This window comes from Miniimonas arenae, assembly GCF_006351005.1.
Taxonomy (GTDB): domain Bacteria; phylum Actinomycetota; class Actinomycetes; order Actinomycetales; family Beutenbergiaceae; genus Miniimonas; species Miniimonas arenae.
The window spans coordinates 1-15,914 of record NZ_VENP01000014.1 but is presented as its reverse complement, the minus strand read 5'-3'; the positions used below and the strand labels follow the sequence as shown (position 1 = coordinate 15,914).

Annotated in this window: 16 protein-coding genes; all 16 read right to left on the bottom strand. The window is 73.2% G+C overall.

Annotated elements, in window-relative coordinates; all coding sequences use genetic code 11:
• Positions 1-4: 4 nt before the first annotated feature.
• On the bottom strand, positions 5-1,102 hold the full coding sequence (gene secF, locus FH969_RS05410) for a protein translocase subunit SecF (protein ID WP_108717488.1): 1,098 nt from the start codon (positions 1,100-1,102) through the stop codon (positions 5-7).
• The gene (gene secD, locus FH969_RS05405) at positions 1,102-3,159 is read right to left on the bottom strand and encodes a protein translocase subunit SecD (protein WP_246071726.1); all 2,058 of its coding nucleotides are present in this window, start codon (positions 3,157-3,159) and stop codon (positions 1,102-1,104) included. Before secD ends, secF begins: the two co-directional genes overlap by 1 nt.
• A gap of 56 nt (positions 3,160-3,215) precedes the next feature.
• Positions 3,216-3,644 (bottom strand): preprotein translocase subunit YajC, encoded by a 429-nt coding sequence (gene yajC, locus FH969_RS05400; RefSeq protein ID WP_139986405.1) that lies wholly within the window; start codon positions 3,642-3,644, stop codon positions 3,216-3,218.
• Positions 3,645-3,713: 69 nt separating this feature from the next.
• On the bottom strand, positions 3,714-4,733 hold the full coding sequence (ruvB, locus tag FH969_RS05395; RefSeq protein WP_246071725.1) for a Holliday junction branch migration DNA helicase RuvB: 1,020 nt from the start codon (positions 4,731-4,733) through the stop codon (positions 3,714-3,716).
• Between the two features lies 1 nt (position 4,734).
• Positions 4,735-5,361 (bottom strand): Holliday junction branch migration protein RuvA, encoded by a 627-nt coding sequence (ruvA, locus tag FH969_RS05390; protein ID WP_139986403.1) that lies wholly within the window; start codon positions 5,359-5,361, stop codon positions 4,735-4,737.
• Between the two features lie 67 nt (positions 5,362-5,428).
• Entirely contained in the window at positions 5,429-6,145 is a 717-nt protein-coding gene (gene ruvC / locus FH969_RS05385) for a crossover junction endodeoxyribonuclease RuvC (RefSeq protein ID WP_246071724.1), read from the bottom strand.
• A gap of 139 nt (positions 6,146-6,284) precedes the next feature.
• Entirely contained in the window at positions 6,285-7,046 is a 762-nt protein-coding gene (locus tag FH969_RS05380; RefSeq protein ID WP_108717492.1) for a YebC/PmpR family DNA-binding transcriptional regulator, read from the bottom strand.
• Between the two features lie 202 nt (positions 7,047-7,248).
• Positions 7,249-7,869, bottom strand: a complete 621-nt coding sequence (locus FH969_RS05375) for an NUDIX hydrolase (RefSeq protein WP_246071723.1) — start codon at positions 7,867-7,869, stop codon at positions 7,249-7,251.
• Between the two features lie 119 nt (positions 7,870-7,988).
• Positions 7,989-9,464, bottom strand: coding sequence for a PrsW family intramembrane metalloprotease (locus FH969_RS05370; protein ID WP_139986402.1), 1,476 nt, complete (start codon positions 9,462-9,464; stop codon positions 7,989-7,991).
• A 36-nt stretch (positions 9,465-9,500) separates the two neighbouring features.
• A complete protein-coding gene (locus FH969_RS05365) occupies positions 9,501-10,106 on the bottom strand; it encodes a hypothetical protein (RefSeq protein ID WP_139986401.1) in 606 nt (201 codons plus the stop codon).
• Positions 10,103-11,248 (bottom strand): glycosyltransferase family 4 protein, encoded by a 1,146-nt coding sequence (locus FH969_RS05360; RefSeq protein WP_139986400.1) that lies wholly within the window; start codon positions 11,246-11,248, stop codon positions 10,103-10,105. The genes FH969_RS05365 and FH969_RS05360 overlap by 4 nt, the downstream gene beginning before the upstream one ends.
• Positions 11,245-12,210, bottom strand: coding sequence for a phosphatidylinositol mannoside acyltransferase (locus tag FH969_RS05355; protein ID WP_139986399.1), 966 nt, complete (start codon positions 12,208-12,210; stop codon positions 11,245-11,247). Before FH969_RS05355 ends, FH969_RS05360 begins: the two co-directional genes overlap by 4 nt.
• Positions 12,207-12,845 carry a phosphatidylinositol phosphate synthase gene (gene pgsA / locus FH969_RS05350; protein WP_108717496.1) on the bottom strand — a complete coding sequence of 213 codons (639 nt, stop codon included), beginning with the start codon at positions 12,843-12,845 and terminating at the stop codon, positions 12,207-12,209. The genes FH969_RS05355 and pgsA overlap by 4 nt, the downstream gene beginning before the upstream one ends.
• Positions 12,845-13,498, bottom strand: coding sequence for an HIT family protein (locus FH969_RS05345; protein WP_246071722.1), 654 nt, complete (start codon positions 13,496-13,498; stop codon positions 12,845-12,847). Before FH969_RS05345 ends, pgsA begins: the two co-directional genes overlap by 1 nt.
• 3 nt (positions 13,499-13,501) lie before the next feature.
• The gene (gene thrS, locus FH969_RS05340; protein ID WP_139986398.1) at positions 13,502-15,541 is read right to left on the bottom strand and encodes a threonine--tRNA ligase; all 2,040 of its coding nucleotides are present in this window, start codon (positions 15,539-15,541) and stop codon (positions 13,502-13,504) included.
• A 116-nt stretch (positions 15,542-15,657) separates the two neighbouring features.
• Positions 15,658-15,914: GyrI-like domain-containing protein (locus FH969_RS05335; RefSeq protein WP_139986397.1), on the bottom strand; the 257-nt coding region annotated here is incomplete at its 5' end.

Below are 15,914 nucleotides of genomic sequence, written 5' to 3'. Positions count from 1 at the left end.
GACCTCAGCGCTTCTTGCGCTTCGGCTGGGCCGCCTGGCCCTGGTGTCCGCCGGGCAGCAGCGCGGTGACGCGATCGGCCTCGGAGCGCACGTCGTCGGAGGTGATCGTGACGTCGGCGTCCGCGCTCGCCGCACGACGCGCCAGCACCTTCGCGGTGTGCTCGCGGTACGCGGGCCGCCGCAGGCGGAACGTCGTCTCGAGCGGCGAGGCGAGGAAGATCGACGAGAGCGTCGAGACGATCATGCCGATGAAGAGCGAGAGCGCGATGTCCCGCAGGGTGCCGGCGCCGAGCAGGAAGGCGCCGACGAACAGGATCGACGCGACCGGGAGGATGCCCACGACCGAGGTGTTGATCGAGCGGACGATCGTCTGGTTCACGGCCAGGTTCGAGGCCTCGGCGTACGTGACGCGACTCTGGTCCAGGACGTGTGCGGTGTTCTCGCGCACCTTGTCGAAGACGACCACCGTGTCGTAGAGCGAGTACCCGAGGATCGTCAGGAACCCGATGACGCTCGCCGGCGTCACCTCGAACCCGACCCCCGCGTACAGCCCGACGGTGACGACGAGGTCGTGCAGCAGCGCGACGAGCGCGGCGATGGCCATGCTCCAGGTTCTGAAGTACAACGCCATCACGACCGTGACGATCACGAGGAAGATGACGAGACCCTGCAGCGCCTTCGCCGTGACGTCCTGACCCCAGCTGGGCCCGACGAACGACGAGGTCACCTGCGTCGCATCCACCCCGTACGCCACGGCGAGCGCGTCCCGCATCGCCTCGGTGTCGTCGGCCCCCAGCGCCTCGGTCTGGACGCGGACCGAGTTGCCGCCGACCACCGAGACCCGCGCCACCTGGTTCGCGTCGACCGAGTTGAGCGCCTCCTGCGCCGGCTCGGAGGCCGTGGTCGACGCGCCCGACACGGTGAACTCCGAGCCGCCGCGGAACTCGATGCCGAGGTTGAGGCCACGCGCGAGGAGCAGCGCGAGCGAGAACACGACCAGGCCGCACGCGATGAGGTACCAGCGACGGCGGTGGCCGATGATGTCGAACGAGCGCTTGCCCGAGTACAGGTCGTTCCCGAACTGGGAGAATTTGCCGGCCATCAGCGGGAGCCTCCTTCCGGCTCGTCGGTCGCCGAGGGCACGGGAACCACGCCCGGGGCCTTCGTCGAGGGCTCGGTGGGCGGTGCGGTCGCGGGCTCGGTGCCCGCCGACGTCGCGCCCTGGTCCGCCGCCGTCGCGTCCGGGTCGCTCGCCGTCGTGCCCGCGACCGTGCTCGTCGCGTCGGCTGCGGCCGCCTCGCGGGCGGCGCGCTCGGCGTCGGCCTTGCGCTGCGCGATGGTGCGGGTGTCCGCGTTCGCGACGGCGGCCTTGCGCTCCACGGGCGTCCGTACGCGGCCTCGGCCCGCGTAGGCGGCCACCGAGGCGCCGAGCGATACGGGGTCGAGGCCGGACCACTTGTGTCCGCCGCCGAAGAAGCGCGTCTTGATGAGGAGGCGCATGAGCGGGTGCGTGAAGAGCATGACGACGACGAGGTCGATGATCGTCGTGAGGCCGAGCGTGAAGGCGAAGCCACGCACGCCGCCGACGGCGAGCAGGTACAGCACGATCGCGGCGATGAAGTTCACGGCGTCGGAGGCGAGGATCGTGCGGCGCGCGCGCGTCCAGCCGTGCTCGACGGCCGCGGACAGGGACCTGCCCTCGCGCACCTCGTCACGGATACGTTCGAAGTACACGATGAACGAGTCCGCGGTGATGCCGATCGCGACGATCAACCCGGTGACGCCGGGCAGCGAGAGCCGGTAACCCTGCGTCCAGGAGAGCACGAGGATCACGCCGTACGTGAGCGCCGCCGCGATGACGAGGCTGGCCACGGTTACGATGCCCAGGCCGCGGTACTGCAGGAAGCTGTACGCGACGACGAGGATGAGGCCGATCGCGCCGGCCAGCATGCCGCGCTGGAGCTGCTCGGTGCCGAGCGTCGCGGAGATCTGCTCCTGGGACTGCACCTCGAACGTGAGCGGGAGCGCACCGAAGTTGAGCTGGTTGGCGAGCGAGGTCGCCTCCGCCCGGGTGAACGGGTTGGTGGTGGGGCCGGAGATCTCGGCCATGCCGTTCGGGATCGGCTCGTTCACGGTCGGCGCCGAGATCACGAGACCGTCGAGGACGATCGCGAACTGGTTCGCCGGCGGCGTCGTCTGCGCGGACAGGCGCGTGGTGACGGTCGCGAACTTCGTGGCGCCCTCGTCGGTGAACGTGAGCTGGACGATCGGCTGGTTGGTCTGCATGCCGGTCGAGGACTGCTTGTAGCCCATCTGTGCCGAGGAGAGGTCCTGGCCGGTGAGCTCGGCCGGACCCAGCACGTACTTCGAGGTGCCGTCCTGCGAGCAGGTGACGAGCGGGGCGTCCACGTCGTCGTCGATGCCGCCGATGCGGTTCTCCGGGAGCGTGCAGTCCAGCCGCAGGTAGTCGTACGTGACCTGCTCGGTCACCCAGGCCTGGTCGGAGGCGTCGGTCGGCGTCGTGGCCGGCGTGTTCGAGAGCACGCCGTCGCCGTCCGCGTCGGCCGCGGTGAACGCAGCCTCGTCAATCTGGTCCTGCGTGTACGTCGGGGTCGCGGTGGGCTCCTCCGTAGCGTCCGCCGTTGCATCGGTGCCGGCCTCCGCCGTCGCGTCCGTGCCGGCCTCCGCCGTCGCGTCAGCGCTGGGGTCTGCGGTCGGGTCCTCGCTCGCCTCGAGCGCGGCGGGGTCGATCGTGCCCGGGCCGGACTCGATGAGCACCGCGCGCATCCGCATCTGTGCGGACTGCGTGATGAGGTCGACCGTGGTGTCGTCCACCTCGCCCGGGATGGCCACGACGATGTTCTGGCCGCCCTGGCTGGTGATCTCGGCCTCGGCCACGCCGGAGCCGTCCACGCGCTGGCGGATGATCGCGATCGCCTGGTTGACGTCGTCGCTGGTGATGTCCTCCCCCGTGGTGGTGCGCGGGGTGAGGATGAGCTGCGTTCCGCCCTCGAGGTCCAGCGCGAGCGCCGGGGTGAACGAGGCCTTGCCCACGCCGGAGCTGCCGGTCGCGACCCCGATGCCGACGGCACCGTAGATCGCGACCAGCAGCAGTGCGAGAACGTAGAGCGGGCGCGCGATCGTGCTGCGTCGGGCCACCGGGGTCTTCCTTCTACTCGCGCCGCGGCGAGGCCGCGGCTCTCATCTCGGAGAGATCAGGCCCGAGCGGGGCCCGAGGTCCCCTCGTCGTCGCGGTCCTGCGCCGTCCCGTAGCTCGGACGCTCCGCACCCGGGTCGGTGAGGACGTCGTCCACGTAGGTCGCCTCGCCCGTCTCGAGCGCGTTGAGGGCCTCGGTGGACTCGACCGGCTCCAGCACGCTCGCGAACTGCGGCGGCACGGCCTGGATCGCCGCCTTGACCCAGCGGGTCTGGACGCCGGGGGTGGTCTCGATCGTCACCGCGTCGCCGACGACCTCGACCACGGCGCCGAGCTGGCCCGAGGAGGTCATCACCTGCTGGCCCGGCTCGAGCGTGTTGCGGAAGTCGCTCTGCTTGGCCTGCTGCTTCTTGCCGCGCTGACTCATGAACAGCATGCCGATCACGGCGACGCCGAGCAGCAGGATCAGCGGGAGGGACTCACCCATGAGTGTGCAGACCTTCGTGTCGGGGGGCGCGCGCAGGCGGAGCGGGCGCGGTGCTCGGTCGAGTGTAGTTCAGTCGAAGAGCGTGCCGGCGGCCGGCGGCGTGAGGCCCAGGTGTCGCCAGGCCAGCTCCGTGGCGATCCGTCCCCGCGGCGTGCGGGCGAGGAAGCCCTCGCGCAGGAGGAACGGCTCGGCGACCGTCTCGACCGTCTCCGGCTCCTCCCCCACGGCCATCGCGACCGAGGTGAGGCCCACCGGTCCGCCGCCGAAACGCTCACAGAGGGCCCGCAGGACGGCGCGGTCGAGCCGGTCCAGCCCCCGCGGGTCCACCTCGAAGACGCGCAGCGCAGCCTCGGCGGCGGCGAGGTCGGCGACGCCCTCGCCACGCACCTGCGCCCAGTCCTGCACGCGGCGCAGCAGGCGGTTGGCGATCCGCGGTGTGCCGCGCGACCGGCTGGCGATCTCGTGCGCGGCGTCACCCGACAGCTCGATGCCCAGCAGGCGTGAGGAGCGCGCGAGCACCTTCTCGAGGTCGGCCGTCTCGTAGAAGTCCATGTGGCCGGTGAACCCGAAGCGGTCGCGCAGCGGCGCCGGCAGCAGTCCGGCGCGCGTGGTGGCACCGACCACGGTGAAGGGCGGCAGGCTCAGCGGGATCGCGGTGGCACCCGCGCCCTTGCCCACCACGATGTCGACCCGGAAGTCCTCCATCGCGAGGTAGAGCATCTCCTCCGCGGGACGCGCGAGGCGGTGGATCTCGTCGATGAAGAGCACGTCGTGCTCCTGCAGGCCGGACAGGATCGCCGCGAGGTCACCGGGGTGGGCGATCGCCGGACCCGAGGTGAGCCGGAGCGCGGCGCCCACCTCGCTCGCGACGATCATCGCGAGCGTCGTCTTCCCCAGTCCGGGCGGGCCCGCGAGCAGCACGTGGTCGGGCGGCCGGCGCCGTGCGATCGCCGCCTCGAGCACGAGCGAGAGCTGGTCGCGCACCACCCGCTGACCCACGAACTCGCTGAGCCGGCGCGGCCGGAGCGCGGCCTCCGCCGCCCGCTCGAGCTCGTCGGCCTCCGCGGCGAGCAGCCCCTCCTCGTTCACGTCAGCGACCCTGAGCCGCGAGTGCCCGCAGGGCGGCGCGCAGCACACCGGCGGCGTCGCTCGCCGTCGCCTCGCCGCGCTCGATCACGCCGGCCACCGCGTCCTGGGCCGCCTTCGCGTTCCAACCCAGGCCCACAAGGGCCGCCACCACGTCGTCCTCGATCCCGGCCGACGTCAGGGCGGGGGCGGCGGCTCCCCCGGCTCCGGCCGCCGTGCCGGCGCCCAGCGGCGCCCCCAGCCGGTCCCCGAGCTCGAGCACGAGGCGGCTCGCGCCCTTGCGCCCGATGCCCGGCACGCGGCACAGCGCGGCCAGGTCCTCGGTCGCGACAGCGCGGCGCAGGTCGTCCGGCGTGTGCACCGCGAGCATGGCCAGCGCGAGGCGTGGCCCGACGCCCGTGACCGTCTGCAGGATCTCGAACGTGTCGCGCCCGTCGACGTCGGCGAAGCCGAACAGGGTGAGGGAGTCCTCGCGCACCACGAGGGTGGTGTGCAGCGTGCACTCCGTGCCGTGCCGTAGCTCGGCCAGCGTGTTCGGAGCGGCGTGCACGCGCATCCCGACGCCGTTCACCACCACGACGGCGTGGTCCAGGCCGATGGCGGCGACCTCGCCGCGAACCAGGGCGATCACGGAACCTCCGGGACGTCGGGTCGCGTCCCGAGAGGGCACGACGGCGAACACGTGTACGAATCGAAGACTAGCGTCCCACGGTGGGCCGGGCAGGCGCGACGCGCCGTCCGGACCGGCGGGCGCTGGCCTCCGCGCCGCGCCACGCCTCCTGGGCCGCCGTCAGCGACGAGCCGCCAGGAGATCCCGCGCCCGTACCTGCGTCGGACGCTGCACGGACTCCCCCGGCGGCCGCGGCGGCGGCCGCGGCGCCCGAGATCGGCCCGGTCCGCCAGGCGTGACAGATGGCCAGCGCGAGGGCGTCCGCGGCGTCCGCAGGTCGCGGAGCCTCGGCGAGGGCCAGCACGCGGGTCACCATGGTGGTGACCTGCTCCTTGCCTGCGCGGCCGTTGCCGGTCACCGCGGCCTTCACCTCGCTCGGGGTGTGCAGCCCCACCGGGATGCCGCGCCGGGTCGCCGCGACCATCGCGAGCCCGGCGACCTGCGCGGTGCCGGTGACGGTGCTGACGTTGGACTGCGCGAACACGCGCTCGACGGCGACCGCGTCCGGGCGCAGCCTGTCCAGCCAGGCCTCGATCGCGTCGGCGATCGCGAGCAGCCGCCGCTCGACAGGCTCGTCGGGGCTGGAGGTGGCGACACCGACGTCGACGATACGGACGACCCGCCCGCCCGTGACCGTCACGGCGCCGAGCCCGCACCGGGTCAGGCCGGGGTCGACGCCGAGCACGGTGCGCCCGCGGACCTGGGAACCGGGATCACCCGGTCGGGGCACGGCGGTCGCGGTCACCGCTCCACTGTGCGGTACGGGCAGCGCCGAGGGGGCGCTGCGACACGCGCGGACCGCAACCCCGGCGGCCGGCGGGGCCGCCGGCTGACCCGATGCTCGCCGTCGGACGAGCGCTCGGTGCGTCGGGCGGTGGCGAGCGTCAGTCCTCGGCCTCGAGCTCCGCCATGACCTCGTCGGAGGCGTCGAAGTTCGCGAAGACGTTCTGCACGTCGTCGGAGTCCTCGAGCGCGTCGATGAGGCGGAGCATCTTGCGCGCACCCTCGACGTCGACTTCGACCTCGACGGACGGGCGGAACTCCGCCTCGGCCGACTCATAGTCGAGGCCGGCCTCCTGGACGGCCTTGCGCACGGCGACGAAGTCGCTCGCGGAGGACAGGACCTCGAACGCCTCGCCCAGGTCGTTGACCTCCTCGGCGCCCGCGTCGAGGACGGCCACGAGGACGTCGTCCTCGGTCAGGCCGTCGGTCTTGGGCACCACGACGACGCCCTGGCGCGAGAACAGGTAGGACACGCTGCCCGGGTCCGCCATCGACCCGCCGTTGCGGCTGAAGGCGACACGCACGTCGGCCGCCGCGCGGTTGCGGTTGTCCGTGAGGCACTCCACGAGCACGGCCACCCCGCCGGGTCCGTAGCCCTCGTACATGATCGTGTCGTACTGCGCGCCGCCGGCCTCCTGGCCGGAGCCGCGCTTGACCGCGCGATCGATGTTGTCGTTCGGAACGGAGGTCTTCTTGGCCTTCTGAATGGCGTCGTAGAGCGTGGGGTTGCCCGCGGGGTCCCCGCCGCCGGTGCGCGCCGCGACCTCGATGTTCTTGATGAGCTTCGCGAACAGCTTGCCGCGCTTGGCATCCTTCGCGGCCTTCTGGTGCTTCGTGGTGGCCCACTTGGAGTGACCCGACATGTTCCTCGCCCTCGTCTCGATTCCCGTCCCGGGCGTCGCGGCGCAGCTCCGAGCAGAGCGTCGGCGTCGCGGCAGCTGGCAGGAACGGCCCGGTCGATCCTACTCGCGCGCCGTGCGCGTCCGCGGGTCGCGGGCCAGGACCCGCCGCGTGTCCCGGCCGCCGATCGCTCGCAGGCCGGGCGGTGGCGGGTCGCGGCGCCGCTCAGGCGGTGCCCTCACCCTCGTGGCCGAGGTCGCGCAGCGTGCCGTCCCAGCCGGGCGCGAGCCAGCGCACGAGGTCGGGAAGGTCGCGCGGGAACACCTCGATCGCGACGTCGGCGAGGTCGTCGGCCGACCACCACGCGAGCTCGTCCATGAAGGCGCGCTCGACATCGGTCCACCCGTGCCGGACGAGCTCCTCCTGCGGCACCTCGCGGTCCAGGTGCGCCACGAAGAAGACCTCGCGCTGGCGCACCGAGCGCGCGAAGAAGTCGAACACCGCGGAGCGCGTGGCCACCGGTCCGGCGAGGTCGGCGACGGCGAGCCTCAGCCCGGTCTCCTCGTGCAGCTCTCGCACGGCGGCCGCCACCGGGTCCTCGCCGGGCTCGATGCCGCCACCCACGGTGAACCACCAGGTGCGTTCGACGTCGTGCGCGTCGTGCCCGCGCACCAGGAGCGCCCGGCCTGCGGCGTCGAGGAGGACGAGGCGCGCCGCCTCGCGGACGGGCATGCCGTCCGGCCCGATCGCCCACTCCCCGCCCGGCAGGGGCGGGTGCTCGCCGTCGGGCGCGCTCGCGCCGTGGTGCTCGCCGTCGGGCGTCGTCTGCGCGGGTGTGCTGCGCACGCGTACCTCCTCGTCGATCGCTCGTCTGCCCGTGACGTGTCTACCGCATCGCAGACGGCCGGGACGCGGGCGCGCCCGCGCCTCGAGCCCGCCCGTGGCAGGAGGCGTGCCACCGGGGCTCAGGCCCGTGGAGCTCCCGCGACGCCGGCCGCGGCGAGGAAGGTCTGCCGGTCCTCCTTGATCCGCCCCAGCAGGTCCGTCTCGGAGGTGGCGTGCGTGCGCAGGTCCGCGCGGCCGGACACGGCGCGCTGGCGGAGGTAGGCGAGCGAAGTCGCGTCCTTGATGAAGGTGCGCATGGCCTGGGCGGCGGTCGGCCCCACCCGGGCGGCCCACGTGCGCGCCTGCGAGCGCTGCCGCAGCGACGACACCATCGCGACCTCGTGCGGCGCGAACCACCCGGCGGCGGCGTACTCGCCGAGGCGGTCCCGGATCACCGCGCTCTCCTGCCGGCGCAGCCAGACGACGAGCATGATCGCCGCGACGAACAGCGGGACCTGGACGGCGGCGTAGAGGAGGAAGAAGCTGACGCCCTGGACGCCGAGCGCCTCGAGCGACGCCGACCCGTTCCACAGCGCGTGCAGCGCCATGGCACTCAGCAGGCCGAGCGGGAAGAACCACCACGCCGACCGTCGGCTCCTGCTCCGGCTCGCGAGGCCGAGCGCGATTCCGGTGCAGGCGGTGAACAGGATGTGCGCGAACGGCGACATCACGCCGCGCTGCACGAACACGGGCACCAGGGAGTCGATGTACCGCCCGAAGTACAGGATGTTCTCGGTGAAGGCGAAACCAGCGGCGACGATGGCGGCGTAGACGATGCCGTCGACCACGCCGTCGAAGTACGAGCGCCGCAGCAGGAAGATGAGGAGCACGCCCGTGCCCTTCGCGAGCTCCTCGAGGACCGGCGCCGAGATGACCGAGCCGAGGACGCTCGCGACGCCGGGGTCGCCAGTCGCGTCGTAGATGGCCTGTGCGACCGCGGTGTTGCCGAAGTAGGCGATGACCACGGAGGGGCCGGCGCCCCACAGGAACGCGAGCAGCAGCATGATCCGCGGCTCCGGCTCCCAGCGGTCCAGCCACATCACGACGGCGACGACGGCGATCAGCGGCACGAGCGCCGCCACGAAGCCGACCGCGGCCGGGGCCGTGCCGACGTTGGACAGCACGATCCACATGCCCCACAGTGCGGATAACCCCAGGATCCCGAGCGCCGCCCAGGTGCCCACGGAGCCGCTGCCACGCGAGCGGGCCCACTGCTGCGGCACGACGGCGCTGCCGGACCACGCCGCGTGGGCTCCCGGCGAGCCCGGCGGGCCGCCCGGAACGCCCCGGTTGCCGGCGGCGACGGGCCCGGCAGCGACGGGGCGGCTCGCCGTGGGGTAGCTCTGCCGTTGCGAGTAGCCCTGCTGCTGCGGGTACCCCTGCTGCGGCTGAGTCTGCTGCGGGTACCCGTGCTGCTGCGGGTAACCCTGCTGCTGCGGCTGTGTCTGCCGGGGGTACCCCTGCGGCGCACCCTGCTGGTCGGCCTGCGCCGGGTCGGCCGCCCGGCGCGGCGGCGGGTACCCGCCGGTGGGCGGAGGCGTGGGGGGATACGTCACGCGAGCACCCTAGCCAACGCTCGCCGTCGAGCCGGGTCAGGGCAGGGTGTCGTCCATCTCGAACATGCGCGGCATCCGCGCGCGACCCGCGAGGCGCAGCAGCCGCGAGATCGGCTGGGATCGGACGCGGACGGCTTGTGCCACCGCCTCGTTGTAGAACCGCCGCGCGAGCGTCACGCGGCGCCAGGTCGCGACGAGGTCGCCGGCGAGCGTGCCCTCGCCTGCGCTGGCCGCCACGCCGTCGTCGCCCACCTCGCCCATCGCCTGGCGCAGCACCCGGGACAGGTCGCTCTCGACGGTCTCTCGGTCCTCGGTGAGCGTCACCCGACCAGGCAGCGCCGGCGGGCGGCGCCGCCCGCCCGATCCGGACCGCAGCGCCAGGTCCGCCTCCACGTCCTCGCGCGCCTCGGCGAGGCACGCGTTCGCGGCGTCCGCCACGAGCAGCCCGGACGCGGGGTCCAGCTCCCCCGACACCGCAAGCTCGGCGGAGAGCGCGGCGCGCCGCAGGAGCTGCGCGTCCAGGGTGGCGGCCGTCCGCGTCACCTTCTGGTGCAGCAGGTCGATCCGGTTGGCGCGGGCGAGCGCGAGCCAGACGAGCAGGACCGCGACGGCGAGCGCGACGAGCCAGGTCTCGGCGGTCATGCGCGCCCACCGGCGAGGCGATCGATCGGCTCGGGGCTCTCCCCCACGGCCAGCGCGTACACGTCGAGCACCTGGCGGGTCACCACGTCCCAGTCGTACTGCTCGCACCAGCGGCGTGCGTGCGTCCGGCAGGCGTCCTGGTGGTCGCCGTCCGCGAGCATCGAGACCACCGCGTCGGCGAGCGCACCTGGGTTGCCGACCTCGAACGTCGCGCCGGCCCGCCCCTCGTCGAGCACGCGCCGGAACGCGGCCAGGTCGCTCGCGACCACGACGGCGTCGGCCGCCATCGCCTCGACCAGCACGATCCCGAAGCTCTCCCCGCCCGTCTGCGGCGCGATGTACACGGCGACCGAGCGCAGCAGGGCGGCCTTGTCGCGGTCGCTCACCTCGCCCAGGAGCTCCAGCACCCCCGGGGTGCGCTCGTCCGCCTCGCGCGCCTCGTCGAGCTCACCGCGCCCCGCGACGAGCACGCGCAGGCCGGGCACCCGTGCGGCGAGGTCGGGCAGCGCCTCGAGAAGCACGCCGAGGCCCTTGCGGGGCTCGTCGGTGCGGCCGAGGAACGCCACGGTCGGCCGCTCCGGCGTGCTCGTCCAGCGCGGATCGGGGTCCGCCCGGCGGAACGTCGCGAGCTCCACACCGTTGGGAATCACCACGGCGTCGCCGCCGATGTGCTCGACGACGGTGCGCCGGGCCTCCTCCGACACCGCGATCCGAGCGGCGATCTTCTCCAGCGCCGGCCGCAGCATCGGGTAGGCGATCTGCATCGCACGGGAGCGGTCGGTCGCCGTGTGGAACGTCGCGACGACGGCGCTCTCGGCCTGGAACAGCGCGATGAGGCTGACGCTCGGGCTCAGCGGCTCGTGGATGTGCACGACGTCGAACGCGCCGTCCTCGAGCCACGTGCGCACGCGCCGCGCCGTCACCGGTCCGAACGCGAGGCGCGCGATCGAGCCGTTGTACCGCACCGGGACGGACCGCCCGGTGCCCTCGACGAAGTCCGGCAGGTCGGTCTCGTCCTCGGCGGGCGCCAGCACGCTCACGTGGTGGCCGAGGGCGATGAGGCGCCCGGCGAGGTCCTTGACGTGCACCTGGACACCGCCGGGTGCGTCCATCGAGTAGGGACAGACGATGCCGATCCTCATCCGCGCTCACGGTCCTGGGCACGGGCGAGCCGCTCGAGGTCGAGGTCGGCGAGGAAGACCCGCTGCAGCATGTGCCAGTCCTGCGGGAACGCTGCGATCGCGTCGAAGTACGCCGTGACCCAGGCCTGGGTGAGGGTCCGGACGTCGAGGCGCGCTCCGCCGTCGTCGGTCGTGGCCACGGGAAGGAAGTTCAGGACGATGCCCCAGGGCGAGCCCGCCGCACGCCGGCGCGCCCCGGTGAGGCGTTCGTAGTGGATCGCGACGGCGAACAGCGGTCGGGAGCGTGCCAGTGCCAGCGCCGCCGGGCCGGCCGCGACGCGCGCGGGGTGGCCGCGCAGGTCGACCTCGATGCCGTGCGCCGTGAGGTCGCGGTCCGCGAGGAGCGGGACGAGGAACGTCTGCGCGCCGGAACGCCGCACGAGCCGGCGGAAGGTGGCGCCGCCCTCGAGCGGCACGATCTCGATCCCGAGGGCGTTGCGGAACGAGACGAACTCCTCGTACAGGCCGTCGGGGAGCTTCTCCGCCACGGTGAGCACCGGCGTGAGGTGCCGCGCCGCCCACGCCCCCGCGAGGTCCCAGTTGCCGGCGTGCCCGAGCGCGAGGACGACGCTGCCGTCCTCGAGCGCGGTGCGCACCTCGTCGAGCCCGGTGGCCCGCACGCGCGCGTCGACGCGTGCCTCGCTCCAGCCGGGCAGCTGGAACACCTCGGCGTAGTAGCGCAGGTAGGAGCGCATCCCGGCGCGCGACGTGCGACGCAGGGCCCGCGCGTCCAGGTCGGGGCGCAGGCGGGCGAGGTTGGCCTCGAGCCGGCGCACGCCGTCGGTGCGGGACAGCCACGTCACGTCGGCGGCGAGCGCCGCGAGGGCGCGCACGAGGCCGTCGGGCAGGTGACGCACGTTCCGCCAGGCGAAGGCGAACAGCTGCGTGGTGCCGGGGGCGCGGAACCGCCGGGCGCGACTCACGCGTGGCCCTCCCCCGCGGCCGGGTCGACGCGCTGCGCCGCGAGCGCCTGGCGCCGGACGTACAGCATGCGGTGCACCGCGGTCACGAGCGAGAGGACCGCGAGCACCACGAGGACGACAGTGAGGAGCACCGGGGGCAGCCCGAGCCCCACCAGGCCGGTGGCGACGAGCGTGAGGAGCAGCCGGTCGCCGCGCTCGGCGATGCCGACCGTGGCGGTGAACCCGATCGACTCGGCCTTGGCGCGGGCGTACGGCACGATCGAGCCGAGCACGAGGCACGCGAGCGCCGCGACGGCCGCCACGTTCTCGTCCTGACCGGCGAGGTAGATCGTGAGGGCGGCGAACAGGGCGCCGTCGGCGAACCGGTCGAGCACCGAGTCGAGGAAGGCACCCCACGGCCCCGTAGTCCCGGCCTGGCGCGCCATGGTGCCGTCGAGCACGTCGAACAGCACGAAGAACGTGATGACCATCGTCCCCGCGAACAGCTCGCCGCGCGCGATGAGGCCGAGCGACCCGGCCATGGCGCCCAGCGTGCCGACGATCGTCACGACGTCGGGCGTGAGGCCGATCCGCAGCAGGAACGCCGCGATCGGGCCGAGGATCCGGCCGACGACGGCGCGCAGGTGCTTGAGCATCAGGCCTCCTCGACCCGGGGTGAGTCGGCAGCGTCGGCAGTGCTCGCGTCGGCAGCGGTCACGTCGGCAGCGGCCACGGGGTCGGCGTGCGTGGCCCAGGCGCCCGCCAGGAGCTCGCGGGTCGCGCCGAGCAGCTGCGGGAGCGGCTTGGTCGAGGCGACGACCGGCATGAAGTTCGCGTCGCCGGTCCACCGCGGCACGACGTGCTGGTGCAGGTGCGCCGCGATCCCGGCCCCTCCGCTGGCGCCCTGGTTCACGCCGAGGTTGAACCCGTCGGGACGTGAGGTGGCGCGCAGGACGCGGATGGCGCGCTGGGTGAGGTCGCCGACCTCGGCGAGCTCCGCCGTCGTGAGCTCGGAGTAACCCGCGACGTGCCGGTAGGGCACGACCATGAGGTGGCCCGGGTTGTACGGGTAGAGGTTGAGCACGACGTAGGCGAGCTCGCCGCGGTGCACGACGAGCCCGGTGGCGTCGTCCAGCGAGGGGACGCGGCAGAACGGGCACTCCCCGGCGCTGGCGTCGGCGGGCTTGTCGGCGCCGTCGATGTAGACCATCCGGTGCGGCGTCCAGAGCCGCTCGAAGCGGTCGGGGTCGCCCGCGAACGACTCGGACCGTTCGAGCGGCACGTCCGGGCCGGGCGCGTCGCGCGTCACGTGTCAGGCCGTCCGCTCGGCGATCGCGGTCCGGACCAGCTCGACCGCCTCGGCCACCGGGACCCCGTTGCGCTGGCTGCCGTCACGGAACCGGAACGACACCGCGCCGTTCTCGGCGTCCTCGCCTCCGGCGATGAGGACGAACGGCACCTTCTGCGTGGTGGCGTTGCGGATCTTCTTGTTGAAGCGGTCGTCGGAGTCGTCGAGCTCCGCGCGCACGCCCGCACGGCGCAGCTGCGCCACGACGTCCGCGAGGTAGTCGTTGAAGGGCTCCGCGACGGGGACGGCGAGCACCTGCACGGGCGCGAGCCACGCCGGGAAGGCGCCCGCGTAGTGCTCGAGCAGGACGGCGAAGAACCGCTCGATCGAGCCGAACAGCGCACGGTGGATCATCACCGGGCGCTGGCGGGAGCCGTCGGCGGCCTGGTAGGTGAGGTCGAACCGCTCGGGCAGGTTGAAGTCGAGCTGGATGGTCGACATCTGCCAGGTGCGGCCGATGGCGTCCTTGGCCTGGACCGAGATCTTGGGTCCGTAGAACGCCGCGCCACCCGGGTCGGGGACGAGCTCGAGCCCCGAGGCCTCGGCGACCTCGCGCAGCGTCTCGGTCGCCTCCTCCCAGGTCGCGTCGTCACCGACGGACTTCTCCGGGTTGCGGGTGGACAGCTCGAGGTAGAAGTCGTCCAGCCCGTAGTCCTTGAGCAGGTCCAGGACGAAGGTCAGCAGGCTGCTCAGCTCGTCCCGCATCTGCTCGCGGGTGCAGTAGATGTGGGCGTCGTCCTGGGTGAACCCGCGCGCCCGGGTGAGGCCGTGCACGACGCCGGACTTCTCGTAGCGGTACACGGTGCCGAACTCGAACAGCCGCAGCGGCAGCTCGCGGTAGGAGCGGCCGCGCGCGTCGAAGATCAGGTTGTGCATCGGGCAGTTCATCGGCTTGAGGTAGTAGTCCTGGCCCTCGCGCTTGATGCTGCCGTCCGCGTGGTGCTCGGCGTCCAGGTGCATGGGCGGGTACATGCCGTCGGCGTACCAGTCCAGGTGCCCGGAGACCTCGAAGAGTCGGCCCTTGGTGGCGTGCGGGGTGTAGACGAACTCGTAGCCCGCCTCGACGTGCCGCTTGCGGGAGTACTCCTCCATCGCCGAGCGGATGATGCCGCCCCGGGGGTGGAACACCGCCAGGCCCGAGCCGATCTCGTCCGGGAAGGAGAAGAGGTCCAGCTCGGCGCCGAGGCGCCGGTGGTCGCGCCGCTCGGCCTCGGCGAGTCGCTCGGTGTAGGCGCGCAGTTCGTCCTTGCTCGGCCACGCGGTGCCGTAGATGCGCTGCAGCTGCGGGTTCTTCTCGCTCCCCCGCCAGTACGCGGCGGCGCTGCGCATGAGCTGGAAGCCGTTCCCGAGCACCCGGGTGCTCGCGACGTGGGGACCGCGGCACAGGTCCTTCCACGCCACGACCTCCTCGCCCTCGCGGGTCCGCGCGACGTTGTCGTAGATCGTCAGTTCGCCGCCGCCGACCTCGACGCTCGCGCCCTCGGCGACCTCACTGACGTCCGCGTCGCCCGTGTCACCCTGGCCGGTGCCGCCCTTGAGCCCGATGAGCTCGAGCTTGTACGGCTCGGCGGCCAGCTCGGCGCGCGCCTCCTCCTCGGTCACCACGCGGCGGCGGAAGGACTGCCCGTCGCGGATGATCCGGGTCATCACCTTCTCGAGCTCGCGCAGCTGCTCTGGCGTGAACGGGGTCTCGACGTCGAAGTCGTAGTAGAAGCCGTCGGTGATCGGCGGGCCGATGCCGAGCTTGGCGTCGGGGTTCACCTGCTGGACGGCCTGTGCGAGCACGTGCGCGGTGGAGTGGCGCAGGATCGCGAGCCCGTCCGGGGTGTCGATGCCGACCCGCTCGACCGCCGCGCCGCCGGGCAGCTCGCGGTGGAGGTCGCGCAGCTCGCCGTCCACCCGCACGGCCACGACCGCCTTCTCCTTGCCCAGGAGCGTCAGTCCCGTCGTCCCGGCCTCGATCTCGTGGTCGATGCCGTCGAGGGTGATGCGCACGCTGGGCACTGCGGACTCCTGGGGTCGGGGGCTGACCGGGCCGAACGGCCCGACGCCCGAGCCTACTCGGGCCGGGGGCGTGCGGCTCGTGGCGCGCGGCGCAGGGTCTCGCCCGTCGGGCGACGTCAGGCGACGGGGATCTGCAGCTCGGTGACCCAGGACTCCTGCGGTCCGTCGGAGACGAGGTACACCTCGGGGCTGGGACCTGTTGCGGAGTGCCCGTCGGCCGAGACCGCCGCCCAGAGGTTCGCCCACGCCTCGCCGATGCCCGCCATCGCGCCGCGGTAGGTGAGCACGGCGGCGCGCTCGACGGCGGGCAACGAGACCACCTGCCACCCCTCACCCTCGACGGGGTCAGGTCCGGCGACCCAGGACACCCACA

Coding starts and splice junctions, on each gene's coding strand:
- secF (WP_108717488.1), bottom strand. CDS start 1,102: ATGGCCGGCAAATTCTCCCAGTTCGGGAACGACCTGTACTCGGGCAAG.
- yajC (WP_139986405.1), bottom strand. CDS start 3,644: ATGGGTGAGTCCCTCCCGCTGATCCTGCTGCTCGGCGTCGCCGTGATC.
- FH969_RS05380 (WP_108717492.1), bottom strand. CDS start 7,046: ATGTCGGGTCACTCCAAGTGGGCCACCACGAAGCACCAGAAGGCCGCG.
- FH969_RS05365 (WP_139986401.1), bottom strand. CDS start 10,106: ATGACCGCCGAGACCTGGCTCGTCGCGCTCGCCGTCGCGGTCCTGCTC.
- FH969_RS05360 (WP_139986400.1), bottom strand. CDS start 11,248: ATGAGGATCGGCATCGTCTGTCCCTACTCGATGGACGCACCCGGCGGT.
- pgsA (WP_108717496.1), bottom strand. CDS start 12,845: ATGCTCAAGCACCTGCGCGCCGTCGTCGGCCGGATCCTCGGCCCGATC.